This window comes from Vibrio sp. TMPB1044, assembly GCF_030442075.1.
GTDB lineage: Bacteria > Pseudomonadota > Gammaproteobacteria > Enterobacterales > Vibrionaceae > Vibrio > Vibrio satsumensis.
Map to the genome: position 1 here is coordinate 1 of NZ_JAUJED010000021.1, position 14,003 is coordinate 14,003.

Sequence of the window (14,003 nt, forward strand, 5' to 3'; positions counted from 1 at the left end):
AATCCAGTAAGAAGACATGGGACTCTAGGTGGAGTGAGTCCCATGGACTTTGAACTAATCAACTAAACCCCTGTGTCTACTTTTTAGGGGCCATATCACTATCACATATCACTACTCGCTACTCGCTACTCGCTACTCGCTAAAGCATCTCAACGGCTTTTTCTATCGCCGCTACGAGTTTTTCAACATCATCCATGTTGTTGTAAATACCAAATGAAATTCGAACCGTTCCTTTCACTCCAAGTGCATCCATTAATGGGTGAGCACAGTGGTGCCCTGCACGTACCGCGATACCTTGCTGATCCAACAGCGTAGCAATGTCTTGGTGGTGAACGCCATCCATCACAAAAGTAATCACACTTGAATTTGGTTTGTAGCCAAGGATTTGGATGTCATCCAATTGATTGAGTGCTTGGTAGGTTTTCTGTTGTAGCTGGTGGATATGATTTTCGACATCTTGTTGTGCAAAACCACTTAACCACTCAATTGCGGTGCTTAATGCTATAGCACCGGCAACATTTGGTGTGCCCGCTTCGAACTTCCCTGGCAGTTCAGAAAAAGTAGTGCCAGAGAACGCAACTCGCTCGACCATTTTGCCACCGCCATGCCAAGGGGGCATCGCTTCGAGTAATTCAAGCTTGCCATAAAGCGCGCCGATACCCGCAGGGGCATAGAGTTTGTGCCCAGAGAATACGTAGAAATCCGCACCTAAAGATGAAACATCAACAGGCTCATGAACGATGCCTTGTGCGCCATCGACCACAACAATCGCATTCATTTTGTGTGCTTTCTCGATGACGACTTCAATCGGCTGACGAGAACCTGTTACGTTGGTTATCTGAGCTAATGCAACAATTTTGGTTTGTTCATTTAAAAGTGCATCAAACGCAGTGAGGTCAAATTCGCAATCCGATGTCATTGGTACTTTAACGACTTTAGCGCCGGTTTGTTCTGCAACAATTTGCCAAGGCACTATGTTGGCGTGATGTTCCATTTCACTCACTAAGATCTCATCGCCAGGTTGAAGGGTACTTCTTGCGTAAGTTTGAGCAATTAAATTGAGTGCTTCGGTGGCACCACGAGTCCAGATGATCTCTTTTGATGAGGCTGCGCCAATGAACTGAGCGACCTTATCTCTAGCAGCTTCAAACTGACTGGTCGCGTTCGCTGTTAAGCTATGACTACCACGGTGAACATTGGCATTTTGTTTGGAGTAATATTGGCTAATGGCATCAATAACTACCTGAGGTTTTTGTGTTGTTGCCGCGCTGTCTAAGTAAATCAATGGTTGTTGATTGATGGTTTGTGATAGCGCAGGAAACTGCTCTCGGATGTGATTGATATCAAACATCTATTCTTACCTAAAATCTTGGAAATTGGTGCTAGCGTTGTGCTTAGCGGTATTGTTATTTTATCGCGACTTGTTAACCGTTGCTGACTAATCTTGATGATTCCAGCTATTTTCTTGCTCTTTGACCTGATCGAACAGCTTTTGGTTAACGGGAACTTTTATCTGATGCTTAAGCGCTGTTTTTATTAGGTGCCCAGTGATGAAGTCGATCTCTGTCTTGCGTTGGTAAAACATATCCTGCTTCATGGATGAGTTGTTCTGCGCTGTGGCTTGGATTACCTGTTTGACGCTGGCTTCTAATTCGTAGAATGAACAAGCGATCTCTTCGGCTTGCATAACTTTTGTGAGCTCTTCAACGATAGAGCTTAAAGTATCCCCAAACTTTTGGTCTGCAAGTTCGCCATTCTTGATTTGTTCCAACCCAGTCAGTGGATTGATAGCACAATTGATGGCGAGTTTGGTCCAAAGCGCGGTTTTTATTTGTGGGTTCCAACTCACAGCGGGGAGAGCATGTTCCAATACATCAACTAAAAACGTGCACTGCTGACCCGTTTGATTAAAAGCACCCAGTTGAGTTTGTCCTAACCCTGTGTGACAAACATTATTCTTGTCGGGCTTGAATGCGGCTTGGGTGGTGGTTGCTAGTACTACCGGGTGGTCATTAATTTGAGCCGCTATCTGATCAACTGCGCCCATTCCGTTATGCATGAACATGAGAATGGTATCAGAGTCGAGATATTGAAGTAACGGAGTGGTAGCTTCTTCTACTTGCCAAGCTTTGACTGTGGAGATCACTAAGTCACTCGCAGATAGCTTTTCGATATTGTTATTACTGAAGGAAAGTGAAGCTTGCTCATCAAGTGATAGGTCCATTGAGGTTTCTGGGGAGCGGCTCCACAAAGAGACATTATGACCAGCTTGAAGTAGTTTTATTGCCCATAAAGAGCCAATTGCTCCAGGTCCAACAATAGTGATGTTCACAGCAATACCGAGATAAGAAAGTGATGCTGCAAGGATAGCGAGGCATTAAATGAAAGCAATAAAAAATGGCACCCGAGGGTGCCATTTTGGAAACTTTCTTAGAAGTTCGATTAGAACTTGTAAGTTACTGCTACGTAGTGACCTACGCCAGAAGATTCAGCTTGTGTAGATGCATCCCATGGAAGGTTTGCGCCATCTTTAAAGCCGTATACATCGCTGTATAGTTTCAAGCCGTAACCAACTGCAAAGCGATCTGAGTGCCAGTAAAGACCGTTAAACATCGCGCCGCCGTTGCTTACTTGAGAGTACTCATCTTGCATACCGAATTGGTAATCGATGTAACCTTGGTAAGAGATGAATGAACCGTTCTCGAAGAAGTAGAATGGCTTGAACCAGTTAGTCGAGATTTGGAAACCGTTCCAGTCTTTGTTGTTTGAATCGTATGTACCGTAAAGGTTTAGACCCATTTTGCCAAACCATGGAACCATTACATCAGAACCAAGACCAACTTTTTGAGTGTTAACGCCAGAGTTACCACCCCATTCCATAAGCGTAGATACGTAAAGCTCTTGAACTGGACCGAAAGAAAGATCTTTACCTGTTAGCCCGTCAAGAGACATACGAGGAGCAAACTTCATGAAGATTTTTTCTTGGCCATTTTTATCACTACCTGGATCAGAAGTTAGGTTGAACACGTCAACGTAACCGTAAAGATCAAAGATTCCAGAGCGACCACCAAATTCCATCTCTAGGTAATCATGAGTAGACTCAGTAACGCCTTTCTCATTGAATGCACCCATAAGGTTGAACTGCATCCATTTGTAATCGTTCTTATGGATGTCGCCGTCAGAATAATCAGCTGCCATTACTGGAGCAGATACTGCTGCAAGTAGGCCAAGAGTTAAAAGTGATTTACGCATAATGGAACTCTCTATGTTTGAAATAAGTAACCCGCTAATCCGTGCGTGTTTATGATGTCCGAATGCCGAGCATAATAGCGATTTTGTTCTCAAATAAAAGTGAGACAGAGTGAAAACTACAATTATTAAGGTGAGATCGATCACACTACTGAGCTAAATGATGGAACTTTAAGGTGGTAGTGCATCTTGATGCACTTTAGGTTCTATTGGTTTTGTGAAATCTGATTATTTTGTAGATAAATTGGTGAATTGCTGTTCTAAGCAAACGATTATACTAAATAGAGTGATATGCATATCAAAATCAACAGTATTCTTTTCTATGTAATTTATCCCCAGAAAACGACTAAATCTCTCCTCAGTTAGATCCTCTCTTTGATCTATTTTTAACCAACTCCGTAATGGTGGTGGAATCAATTGATGAACAACTCATGTGATAAGTAATTTGGAATGTGAGCCTTTTTACTTTTCCCATCACAGATATTATTGAGACAGTTCACTGCACTAAATACTGAGAGAGAGTATTTGAAGATTTTTTACTGAGCTTATCTTTTGTGTGACGAACTGGTCTAACTTTTTGGAGAGAAGACCGATGAAATATTCACCATTACTAGCGGTAGCAATATCAGCGCTGTTCATTGTTGGGTGTGATGATGACGATGAACCTACTACACAACTTCAAGCTGTTCATGCATCACCCGATGCACCTTTAGCTAATGTTATTGTCAACAGTCAGGCTCGTTGGACTGGCGTCGATTATGCTCAAGCGTCTGGGTACGCTTCAGTAAATCAAGGCCAGACAACTCTTCAAGTCGATGTCCAACTCCCAGGTGACGCAGTTGCCACTGTAATTTCGCCAAGCCAATTCGATTTGAGCGGTGAATTAGATTACACCGTGATGGTGGTCGGTGACGCTGACGGTTCTAATAACCCGGTTGAGGCTTTAGTTGTGACGCGACCTTCTGAGGGAACGACATCGAGTTCAAGTTTAGATGTGCAAGTTGTTCACGCGGCAACAGGGGTTGGAGATGTGAACTTATACGTAACGGCGCCGAATGATCCATTGGGTGCTCCACTTGGCACTCTCGGTTATAAAGACTTTACTGACGTACTCAATATTCCAGCAGGGCAATACCGAGTGAGATTAGAAACCGTGAGCGGCAATGCTATTGCTTTTGACTCCGGAGAAATAACTCTGTCTGGCGGTAGCGAGCTAACGATCGCGGCTGTGCCAAGAGCTGACTCCAATAGCACTTCCCCAGTAAAATTGATGGTAATGGACGGTTCGGGCTCATCTTTAATCTACGACATGGCAGAAACTGCAGAAGTAAGAGTCGGTCATCTCGTTGATGGCGCCCCAGATGTAGATGTTTTTGTCAACGGAGCTGCATTTGCACCTCTTGCTGATTTGATGTTTAAAGAGATCCGCGGTTTTATCGATTTAGCCGCAGGAAGTTATGACATTGACATCTTTGCTGATGGCACTACAACCAATGCACTGATTGATGCAGACGGAGTCGCGGTATTTGCTGGTATGGATTACAGCATCTATGCAGTAGGGACGGTAACTCCACTGAGTTTGGAACCATTGGTTATTCCTGAAAACCGTCGTCCGGTTGCGACCAGCGCGGTGCTAAACATTACCCACGCCGCTGCTAACCCAATAGCGGCTTCGGTGGATATTTACTTAACAGAAAACGCGGGGATCTCTGGTAGCACTCCAGCGCTAAGTGATGTGAAGTTCAAAGATTATGCGAATGGCATTTATGTTGCGGCGGGGTCTTATTTTGTGACGATTACTGTAGCGGGTCAGCCGTCGGTTGTGGCTATCGACTCTGCGCCCGCAACCTTAGCTGATGGTGTAGTGTATCAAGTGGTGGCGATCGATGACTCGGCTGGCACAGGCTTCAACCTTATTGTGAGTGATACAACAGACTAGTTCTTACAGGTTACTAGTGACAAAGAAAAAGAGGGTAGCGTGATGCTACCTTCTTTTCTTTTGCTTTTTTGTTCAACTACTCTTGGTTGGTTTTTGCTTTTTCCAGTAAATCTGTGAAAAAGTGGCGCAACGAATAGAGCATGATCAAACTTGGAATCACCATAAGTGCGGTTAGTATAAAGAAGGTTGACCAATCATTGAGGTAATCAACCAACTCACCACTGAATGAAGCCAGCGTTGTTCGACCGAAATTCCCCAACGATGCTAACAAGGCATACTGTGTCGCTGAGAAAGCTTGCCCGGTTAATAGTGTTAAGAAAGAGACAAACGCTACGGTTGAAAACGCAGTTGTAAAGTTATCGACAATGATGGTTGCCAAGAACAAGGTTTCACTCGGGCCAGTGTGAGCGATCCACGCAAACATTAGATTACTGGCCGCCATTGCCACACCGCCGATCATCAGTCCGCGTACAATACCGAATTTCACATTGAAGACACTGCCTACCAAAGTGAAGAATATCGTCGCGCCCCAGCCAATTAACTTGGAGTAATGACCGATCTGTTCATTACTGAAACCTATCTCTTTATAGAAGGTGATCGACATGCGACCTAGGAAGGCTTCACCTATCTTAAATAGGAACACAAACAGCAATAGAGTAATGGCAACTTGAACTCCGTTTCTTTTGAAGAAATCATAAAATGGTTCAATTACCGTCACACTGAACCAAGCGACAATCTTTGAGCCGACCACTTTATTGTGTCGCTGTTGTGCTTGTTCTTGTAGGGCTTCACGTTGTGTATTTGGCTCTCCGACAAAAAGAGTAAACAGCATTAATACAACAACGACACCTGCCATTCCGTAATACACGCCATTCCAACCGATTGAGTCTGCATTAATAAAGGCAAGGTAGCCTGGTAGTGAATAACCCGTCCACCACCCAATTACGGCCATTGCGGAAGCTTGCGGCAGTTTTGATGCTTCGGATTTTGGGAAGGTATCAATACGAAATGCATCAATCGCGATGTCTTGCGTGGCTGAGGCAATGGCAATAGCGAGCGCCAACATTGAGGTAAACGCCAAATTCTCTGCGGGATTGACGCCTGCGATGAATAAGGTGCCGATTAAAACAATGGTTTGGCAGAAAAAGATCCAACTGCGGCGCTGGCCGAGTATTGCGTGAAGCACCGGCAGTTTTACTCGGTCTACCAATGGTGCCCATAAAAAGTTAATCGCATACACGGCAAACACACTACCAAAGTAGCCAATGGCAGCACGCGTTAAACCTGCATCTTTTAGCCAGCCAGACATGTTGGATCCAATAAGAACCCATGGGAAGCCACTCGAACAGCCGAGCATAAACACCCAAAGTAGACGTTTATCTAGGTAGCTGCGAAAAGTCTGCATCCAAGAAAGAGAGGGAGTGCCTGATGACATAGGGCGTCCTTGTATAGAAAAACGCCCTTAAGAAATAAGGGCGCTACATTGGATTACTTAAGAAGGGTCACTTTAGTGATGACGATTGGGTCGACTGGAATGTCTGACATGCGGCCCATTCGCTTAGTTGGGATCGTTGCCATTTTTTGAACAACGTCAAAGCCTTCGGTTACTTTGCCGAATACAGCGTAACCAGGGTTGCCACCTTTAGCGTTTAAGAAGTCGTTATCTGAAAAGTTAATGAAGAACTGGCGAGTTGCAGAATCAGGCGCATTGGTACGAGCCATTGCGATCGTTGCTGTATCATTCTTTAGGCCGTTACTGCCTTCATTTTTGATAGGAGCATAAGTCGCTTGTTGATTCATATCTTGATCGAAGCCGCCACCTTGCGCCATAAAACCAGGGATAACACGGTGGAAGATAGTGCCTTCGTAGCTGCCGTCTGCGACGTATTTTAGGAAGTTCTCTGCGCTAACCGGTGCTTGTTCTTGGTTTAGCTCAATTGTGAAGTCGCCTAATGTTGTTTCTACGTTCACTTTAGGACCAGCCCAAACGCTCACGCTCACCAGCATTAATGCGATAGAAGATAAAATACGAACCATTAGAAACGTTCCTTCATGTAAGTTTGTAGCTCTTGGTCGTTAGCGATTTCCGTAAGAACCAAGTTAATTACGTCATTAAGAACCATAGAGATGTCGTCATTTGAGGCACTCAAAGCACCAGTGCGCGTTGCAGTACCGTTGAATGTTTTCACTAACTTGCCTTCAGGCGTTTCAGCCGTAACTTCAAGCGTCACTTTACCGTCCATTTTGTTTTCCATAATGGTGTGTTCTACGGTAACAAGCGCTTCTTGAATCTCCAAAACAATTGAGTTTTCACTGTTTACGCTTGCACGAAAACCTTGAGACTCTAACTGCTGAGCAATAGCGTTTTCTAGAGAAATACGCATGTTTTGCTTAGCATGAATTGGTTGAATGTTTGAACGGCCACTATCAACCAATGCAACATATTGAGCGGCACGAACATCTTTACTGGTTAGTGTGTATGTTTTGCCTTGTACAAGGTTGCTTGAGCTTAGTGAAGCTTCTGGCATTACATTGATTTGTTCTTGCTGAGGGGCTGAACATGCTGTCAAAGCCATAATAGAAGCAGCCAAAATCAGTTTTTTCATTCCTTTATCCTTTCTAAATTCACACCAGAAGCTCGGTATCTTAAATTCTTGTGAAGTCGTTTCTGCTTATTTATTAAAATTCGCAGGCTCTCTTGTTGCTTGTAATATCTCAAATTTTTGGTTTAGTTCAAGCGTTTCAACGTTAGCTTCACCAAATAGTCTCGCTAGTTTGACATCGTATCCGAGGTGTCGGTTGCCAATAACAATTAATTTGCCTCCATTGCTAAGAACATGCTTTGCATCACAGAACATTTGCCATGCAATGTGATCAGTAATCGCTTGTTGCTGATGGAATGGAGGATTACACATCACTAAGTAGGTGCTGTTTTTCTTAAAGCCATCTAAACAGTTGTTGGCGATGAACTGGAAGTTGCCGTCTTCACCAAGGTTATCCTTGACGTTTTGGCGTGCTGACTCCACAGCCATAAAGCTTTCATCCACACAGGTAATACGAGCTTGTGGGTTCAATTGCCCTGCTTTTACGCTCAATACACCGTTGCCACAGCCTAGGTCGATGATATGACGCAGCTCTGGATCTTGAGGGATATGCTCTAGCATATAGCGAGCGCCTTGATCGAGTGCTTCCCCTGAGTAAACATTTGGTAAATTTTTCAGGCGGATATCTTCACCGTCTACATCCCACTCCACAAAAGGCTCTACCGTTTGAACAGGTTGGCAATTTGGAGAAGAGAAAACCAAGCGGTGCTTTTTCTTCGCTAACGAGGTTTTGGTCTCGCCTAGGTACTTCTCGAAAAGGTTAAGTGTAGAGGTGTGGATCTCTTTGACTTTGTTGACACCGATCACTTGGCAGCCTTCTGACAGTGCTTGGCGTAACTGACTTAACTGCCATACTAGGTGGCGGTTGGTCTTTGGTAGCTGCATGATCACAAGGTCGATACCGTGCGGGATATCATCCATGGTGTTTAAAAAGTTGACTCGATTACATTGATTACGCTGTAAGTTTTTTAGCGCACCGCGATGAGAAATAAATGAGTCGCTCATCATGGTGACATCATGATCTTTCGAGAACCAAGCGGATAGGGCACCAAAGCTGTCGTTCATGATCAGAATGTGTTTGCCAGGTTCAAGATTCATCTCTTCAACATGACTGATCAGGTATTCGTCGCCCGCATCCCAAGCTTGAAGGGTTTCATTTGAACGTTTTGGGAAACGATGTAAGGTCAAAGTTCTGTCGTGAAAGGTAAGTTCGGTTTTCATTGCTTGAGATACTTATGTAAGAAATAACAAAGATATTGTCTCAAATGCGGCCTGAACAAGATAGATAAAACTCAACCAAACCTATGCCATTCGCTATTAAATACTCGGACACTCGACCTATTAGGGTTTATACTCACCCCACGGATAATGCCAATACGTTATAAAGGAATCACAATGATCCAAGAAGTTATCGAAACAAAATTGCACAATGAGTTTTCACCAAGTCATTTAAACGTGATCAATGAGAGCTATATGCACAATGTTCCGGCCGGTTCTGAGAGTCATTTTAAAGTGATTGTTGTCAGCGATGCGTTTGAAGGTTTACGCCTTATTGCTCGTCATCGAGCGGTAAATAAAGCTCTTTCAGAAGAGCTTGCGAACAATATTCACGCACTGTCCATTCACACTTATACAAAAGATGAATGGTTGAAGCAGCTAGATAACGTGCCAGATAGCCCAATGTGTATGGGCGGTGGGAAATAGTAGAGTAATCGAATATAGAAGAGGTGGCGATGCCACCTTTTTTGTTGCCAAATACATCTGTTTTTCGTTGTTATATCACTCAAACTGATGGTAAATCGAGCGGTTGAAAATACCCACAACGAGTAGTGTTTTTATTAACAGTGTTTCAACATAACTCGAAAAATATGAGTTTGTGACAGAGTATTAATCTCTTGTTTAAAACACGATTCAAAAGCCATTTTATCTGTGCGGCTCGTCAAATTTATACATATTTTAGAGTCCATATGCTTCAAATCTCACCAAATATAGGCCGTATTCAAGTTATTGGTCATGGCATCAAGTTGTCAAAAAATGCTAGAATACGGCACCTGATAAATCTCACATAATCTTTGTGGTGAATTTATTAATGTAATGTTGCGATTTTGGTATCTCAAATTTACCAAGACCGGACACTGTAATGTCGTGTCTAAGGGCGATTTTAAAACGTCCTGAATTTACGCAATTAAAAGAATCTTTTTCCCGATAAAGTAGTGCAAGTGCGTATGATTACAATAAAGAAGGGTTTGGATCTTCCTATCGCAGGAACTCCATCCCAGGTGATTAATGATGGTAAGTCCATCACTAAAGTCGCCTTGCTTGGCGAAGAGTACGTTGGTATGCGTCCTACGATGCATGCTCGCGTTGGTGATGAAGTGAAGAAAGGCCAAGTTCTTTTTGCAGATAAAAAGAACCCAGGTGTTGTATTTACTTCTCCAGCAAGCGGTAAAGTTATTGAAGTGAACCGTGGTGCTAAGCGTGTTCTTCAATCAGTAGTGATTGAAGTAGCAGGCAATGAGCAAATCACGTTCAATAGCTATGAAGCTAACCAACTAGCAAGTCTTGACCGTGAAACGGTTAAAGCTCAGTTAGTTGAGTCTGGCGCATGGACCGCTTTGCGAACTCGTCCGTTCAGCAAGGTTCCAGCAGTTGATTCTGAAACTCAGGCTATTTTCGTTACTGCTATGGATACGAATCCGCTAGCAGCTGAGCCAGAATTAATCATTAACGAGCAGTCTGATGCTTTCGTTGCTGGTTTAGATCTTCTTTCAACTCTGACTAACGGTAAAGTGTACGTTTGTAAAAAAGGTACTAGCTTGCCTCGTTCAGCTCAGTCTAACGTTGAAGAACATGTTTTTGATGGCCCACACCCTGCAGGTCTTGCAGGCACGCATATGCATTACCTATACCCGGTAAATGCACAAAATGTAGCGTGGAGCATTAACTACCAAGACGTTATCGCATTCGGTAAGTTGTTCCTTACTGGTGAGATTTACTCTGAGCGTGTTGTTTCTCTGGCTGGTCCAGTAGTTAATAACCCACGCCTAGTTCGTACTCAAATTGGTGCTAGCCTTGAAGAGTTGACGGACAGCGAGTTGATGCCAGGTGAAGTTCGCCTGATCTCAGGTTCAGTATTATCTGGTGTTCACGCTTCAGGTCCACATGCTTACCTTGGCCGTTACCATCAACAGGTTTCGGTTCTTCGTGAAGGTCGTGATAAAGAGCTATTTGGCTGGGCTATGCCTGGTAAGAACAAGTTCTCTGTTACTCGTTCATTCCTTGGTCACGTGTTTAAAGGTCAGTTGTTCAACATGACAACGACAACAAACGGTAGTGATCGCTCTATGGTTCCAATTGGTAACTACGAGAAAGTAATGCCATTAGATATGGAGCCTACTTTGCTGCTTCGCGATCTATGTGCTGGCGACGTTGATAGTGCACAAGCACTTGGTGCGCTAGAGCTAGATGAAGAAGATTTAGCACTGTGTACCTTTGTATGTCCTGGTAAGTACGAGTACGGTCAGTTACTTCGTGAATGCCTAGATACAATTGTGAAGGAAGGGTAATTTTCATGGGCCTTAAAAAGTTTATCGAAGACATCGAGCATCATTTTGAACCAGGTGGTAAACACGAAACGTGGTTTGCGCTTTACGAAGCTGCAGCAACACTTTTCTACACACCAGGTACAGTTACAAAGAAAAGCTCGCATGTCCGTGATAGCGTTGACTTAAAACGTATCATGATCATGGTTTGGCTTGCGGTATTCCCAGCAATGTTCTGGGGTATGTACAACGCAGGTGGTCAAGCTATTGCAGCACTAAACCACATGTATTCAGGTGCAGAACTAGTTTCTATCATTGATGGTAACTGGCACTACTGGCTAACCGAAATGCTTGGAGCCTCCTTAGGAGCCGATGCAGGTTGGGGCAGTAAGATGCTCTTGGGTGCGACTTACTTCTTACCTATCTACGCGACGGTCTTTATCGTTGGTGGTTTCTGGGAAGTACTGTTCTGTATGGTGCGTAAGCACGAAGTTAACGAAGGTTTCTTTGTTACTTCTATCTTGTTCGCGCTTATTGTTCCGCCAACACTTCCTCTATGGCAAGCTGCACTAGGTATTACCTTCGGTGTTGTTGTTGCTAAAGAGATCTTTGGTGGTACGGGTCGTAACTTCCTAAACCCTGCACTTGCTGGCCGTGCGTTCCTATTCTTTGCATACCCTGCTCAGATTTCTGGTGACGTAGTTTGGACTGCAGCTGACGGTTTCTCTGGTGCAACAGCGCTTAGCCAATGGGCTCAAGGCGGTGGTAGCGCGCTAATGAACACGGTATCTGGTGAGACGATCACTTGGATGGACGCATTCATTGGTAACATTCCAGGTTCTATCGGTGAAGTATCAACGCTTGCACTTATGATCGGTGCTGCAATGATCGTATACATGGGCATTGCTTCATGGCGCATCATTGCTGGTGTTATGATCGGTATGATTGCTGTATCAACATTGTTTAATGTGATCGGTTCTGACACTAACGCAATGTTCAGCATGCCTTGGCACTGGCACCTAGTTCTAGGTGGCTTCGCATTTGGTATGTTCTTCATGGCAACAGACCCTGTATCAGCGTCATTTACCAATGGTGGTAAGTGGTGGTACGGCATCCTAATCGGCGCAATGTGTGTAATGATTCGTGTAGTTAACCCTGCATACCCAGAAGGCATGATGCTTGCGATCCTATTCGCAAACCTATTTGCTCCTCTGTTTGACCACGTTGTAATCGAGAAGAACATTAAGCGGAGACTAGCGCGCTATGGCAAGTAATAACGATAGCATTAAAAAGACGCTGTTTGTTGTTATCGCATTGAGCTTAGTGTGCTCAATCATCGTTTCAACAGCTGCAGTTGTTCTTAAACCTAAGCAACAAGCTAACGCAGTTCTGGATCAGCAAACTAAGATCCTTGAAGTTGCGGGCATTGAACTTGCGGGTAATATTCCAGCACTGTACGCAGAGAACATTGAACCTCGTCTAGTTGATTTCGCTACTGGCGATTTCGTTGACGGCGACGCTGCTGCATACGACCAACGTAAAGCGGCAAAAGATCCAGCTCAGTCAATCAAGCTTTCAGCTGAAGATGACATCGCTAAGATCATTCGTCGTGCTAACACGGGTACTGTATACCTAGTGAAAGATGGCGCTGAAACTTCTAAAGTTATCATCCCTGTTCACGGTAACGGTCTATGGTCAATGATGTACGCATTCGTTGCGGTAGAAACTGATGGCAACACAGTTTCTGGTATCACTTACTACGAGCAAGGTGAAACTCCTGGACTTGGTGGTGAAGTTGAGAACCCAACTTGGCGTGCTCAATTCGTTGGTAAGAAATTATTCGACGAAAACCACAAGCCTGCTATTCAGGTTGTTAAAGGTGGCGCTCCTCAAGGTTCTGAGCACGGTGTAGATGGCCTTTCTGGTGCAACACTGACTAGCGTTGGTGTTCAACATACATTTGACTTCTGGTTAGGTGATATGGGCTTTGGTCCGTTCCTAGCAAAAGTTCGTGACGGAGGTCTGAACTAATGTCTAGTGCAAAAGAAATTAAAAAGAGCATCTTAGCGCCGGTGTTGGACAACAACCCAATTGCGCTACAGGTTCTTGGTGTGTGTTCTGCTCTTGCGGTAACCACTAAGCTAGAAACAGCATTTGTTATGACTATCGCGGTAATGTTTGTTACTGCTCTGTCTAACTTCTTCGTTTCTTTGATCCGTAACCACATTCCTAACAGTGTGCGTATCATCGTTCAGATGGCAATTATCGCATCACTAGTAATCGTGGTAGACCAAGTGCTTAAAGCATACCTATACGATATCTCTAAGCAGCTATCTGTATTCGTTGGCCTAATCATTACTAACTGTATTGTAATGGGTCGTGCTGAAGCATTCGCAATGAAGTCTGCACCAATCCCATCTCTAATCGATGGTCTTGGTAACGGTCTTGGTTACGGTTTCGTTCTTATCACTGTTGGTTTCTTCCGTGAGCTTCTAGGCTCTGGCAAACTATTTGGTATGGAAGTACTACCTCTAGTGAGCAACGGTGGTTGGTATCAGCCAAACGGCTTGATGCTTCTAGCACCTTCTGCATTCTTCCTAATTGGTTTCTTGATTTGGGCAATTCGTGTGTTCAAACCAGAACAAGTAGAAGCGAAGGGGTAAGGTAGTC

The 14,003-nt window shown here is 44.0% G+C and carries 13 protein-coding genes; 6 read left to right on the forward strand and 7 right to left on the reverse strand.

Annotation, left to right across the window (positions count from 1 at the left end; genetic code table 11):
• Positions 1 to 139: 139 nt before the first annotated feature.
• The 3 genes from csdA to QQ041_RS15015 form a co-directional block, all read right to left on the reverse strand.
• Positions 140 to 1,351 (reverse strand): cysteine desulfurase CsdA, encoded by a 1,212-nt coding sequence (gene csdA / locus QQ041_RS15005; RefSeq protein ID WP_146491377.1) that lies wholly within the window; start codon positions 1,349 to 1,351, stop codon positions 140 to 142.
• An 87-nt stretch (positions 1,352 to 1,438) separates the two neighbouring features.
• The gene (gene panE / locus QQ041_RS15010; RefSeq protein ID WP_285954337.1) at positions 1,439 to 2,332 is read right to left on the reverse strand and encodes a 2-dehydropantoate 2-reductase; all 894 of its coding nucleotides are present in this window, start codon (positions 2,330 to 2,332) and stop codon (positions 1,439 to 1,441) included.
• Positions 2,333 to 2,442: 110 nt separating this feature from the next.
• Positions 2,443 to 3,252, reverse strand: coding sequence for an outer membrane protein OmpK (locus QQ041_RS15015; RefSeq protein ID WP_146491379.1), 810 nt, complete (start codon positions 3,250 to 3,252; stop codon positions 2,443 to 2,445).
• 589 nt (positions 3,253 to 3,841) lie between these two features.
• Between QQ041_RS15015 and QQ041_RS15020 the strand changes: the two genes are divergently transcribed.
• On the forward strand, positions 3,842 to 5,188 hold the full coding sequence (locus QQ041_RS15020; protein WP_285954338.1) for a DUF4397 domain-containing protein: 1,347 nt from the start codon (positions 3,842 to 3,844) through the stop codon (positions 5,186 to 5,188).
• 76 nt (positions 5,189 to 5,264) lie between these two features.
• On the opposite strand, the gene QQ041_RS15025 is transcribed toward QQ041_RS15020, so the two are convergent.
• From QQ041_RS15025 to QQ041_RS15040, 4 genes are all read right to left on the reverse strand, one after another.
• Positions 5,265 to 6,623: an MFS transporter gene (locus QQ041_RS15025; RefSeq protein ID WP_285954339.1), complete on the reverse strand. Its 1,359-nt coding sequence runs from the start codon at positions 6,621 to 6,623 to the stop codon at positions 5,265 to 5,267.
• Between the two features lie 53 nt (positions 6,624 to 6,676).
• Positions 6,677 to 7,225: a peptidylprolyl isomerase gene (locus QQ041_RS15030; RefSeq protein ID WP_017071274.1), complete on the reverse strand. Its 549-nt coding sequence runs from the start codon at positions 7,223 to 7,225 to the stop codon at positions 6,677 to 6,679.
• Positions 7,225 to 7,794, reverse strand: coding sequence for a YajG family lipoprotein (locus QQ041_RS15035; protein ID WP_017067736.1), 570 nt, complete (start codon positions 7,792 to 7,794; stop codon positions 7,225 to 7,227). Before QQ041_RS15035 ends, QQ041_RS15030 begins: the two co-directional genes overlap by 1 nt.
• A gap of 66 nt (positions 7,795 to 7,860) precedes the next feature.
• Positions 7,861 to 9,012, reverse strand: coding sequence for a methyltransferase (locus QQ041_RS15040; protein WP_146491382.1), 1,152 nt, complete (start codon positions 9,010 to 9,012; stop codon positions 7,861 to 7,863).
• Positions 9,013 to 9,186: 174 nt separating this feature from the next.
• On the opposite strand from QQ041_RS15040, the gene bolA reads away from it, so the two are divergent.
• From bolA to QQ041_RS15065, 5 genes are all read left to right on the forward strand, one after another.
• A complete protein-coding gene (gene bolA / locus QQ041_RS15045; protein ID WP_004737616.1) occupies positions 9,187 to 9,495 on the forward strand; it encodes a transcriptional regulator BolA in 309 nt (102 codons plus the stop codon).
• Between the two features lie 521 nt (positions 9,496 to 10,016).
• Positions 10,017 to 11,357, forward strand: coding sequence for a Na(+)-translocating NADH-quinone reductase subunit A (locus tag QQ041_RS15050; protein WP_032545690.1), 1,341 nt, complete (start codon positions 10,017 to 10,019; stop codon positions 11,355 to 11,357).
• A gap of 5 nt (positions 11,358 to 11,362) precedes the next feature.
• Positions 11,363 to 12,607, forward strand: a complete 1,245-nt coding sequence (locus QQ041_RS15055) for an NADH:ubiquinone reductase (Na(+)-transporting) subunit B (protein ID WP_010439046.1) — start codon at positions 11,363 to 11,365, stop codon at positions 12,605 to 12,607.
• Positions 12,597 to 13,364, forward strand: a complete 768-nt coding sequence (locus QQ041_RS15060; protein ID WP_004735209.1) for a Na(+)-translocating NADH-quinone reductase subunit C — start codon at positions 12,597 to 12,599, stop codon at positions 13,362 to 13,364. The genes QQ041_RS15055 and QQ041_RS15060 overlap by 11 nt, the downstream gene beginning before the upstream one ends.
• Positions 13,364 to 13,996 (forward strand): NADH:ubiquinone reductase (Na(+)-transporting) subunit D, encoded by a 633-nt coding sequence (locus QQ041_RS15065; protein WP_008223083.1) that lies wholly within the window; start codon positions 13,364 to 13,366, stop codon positions 13,994 to 13,996. Before QQ041_RS15060 ends, QQ041_RS15065 begins: the two co-directional genes overlap by 1 nt.
• The last annotated feature ends 7 nt before the right edge of the window (positions 13,997 to 14,003 follow it).

Coding starts and splice junctions, on each gene's coding strand:
- QQ041_RS15015 (WP_146491379.1), bottom strand. CDS start 3,252: ATGCGTAAATCACTTTTAACTCTTGGCCTACTTGCAGCAGTATCTGCT.
- QQ041_RS15020 (WP_285954338.1), top strand. CDS start 3,842: ATGAAATATTCACCATTACTAGCGGTAGCAATATCAGCGCTGTTCATT.
- QQ041_RS15025 (WP_285954339.1), bottom strand. CDS start 6,623: ATGTCATCAGGCACTCCCTCTCTTTCTTGGATGCAGACTTTTCGCAGC.
- QQ041_RS15030 (WP_017071274.1), bottom strand. CDS start 7,225: ATGGTTCGTATTTTATCTTCTATCGCATTAATGCTGGTGAGCGTGAGC.
- QQ041_RS15055 (WP_010439046.1), top strand. CDS start 11,363: ATGGGCCTTAAAAAGTTTATCGAAGACATCGAGCATCATTTTGAACCA.
- QQ041_RS15065 (WP_008223083.1), top strand. CDS start 13,364: ATGTCTAGTGCAAAAGAAATTAAAAAGAGCATCTTAGCGCCGGTGTTG.
- QQ041_RS15040 (WP_146491382.1), bottom strand. CDS start 9,012: ATGAAAACCGAACTTACCTTTCACGACAGAACTTTGACCTTACATCGT.
- bolA (WP_004737616.1), top strand. CDS start 9,187: ATGATCCAAGAAGTTATCGAAACAAAATTGCACAATGAGTTTTCACCA.
- QQ041_RS15060 (WP_004735209.1), top strand. CDS start 12,597: ATGGCAAGTAATAACGATAGCATTAAAAAGACGCTGTTTGTTGTTATC.
- QQ041_RS15050 (WP_032545690.1), top strand. CDS start 10,017: ATGATTACAATAAAGAAGGGTTTGGATCTTCCTATCGCAGGAACTCCA.
- csdA (WP_146491377.1), bottom strand. CDS start 1,351: ATGTTTGATATCAATCACATCCGAGAGCAGTTTCCTGCGCTATCACAA.
- QQ041_RS15035 (WP_017067736.1), bottom strand. CDS start 7,794: ATGAAAAAACTGATTTTGGCTGCTTCTATTATGGCTTTGACAGCATGT.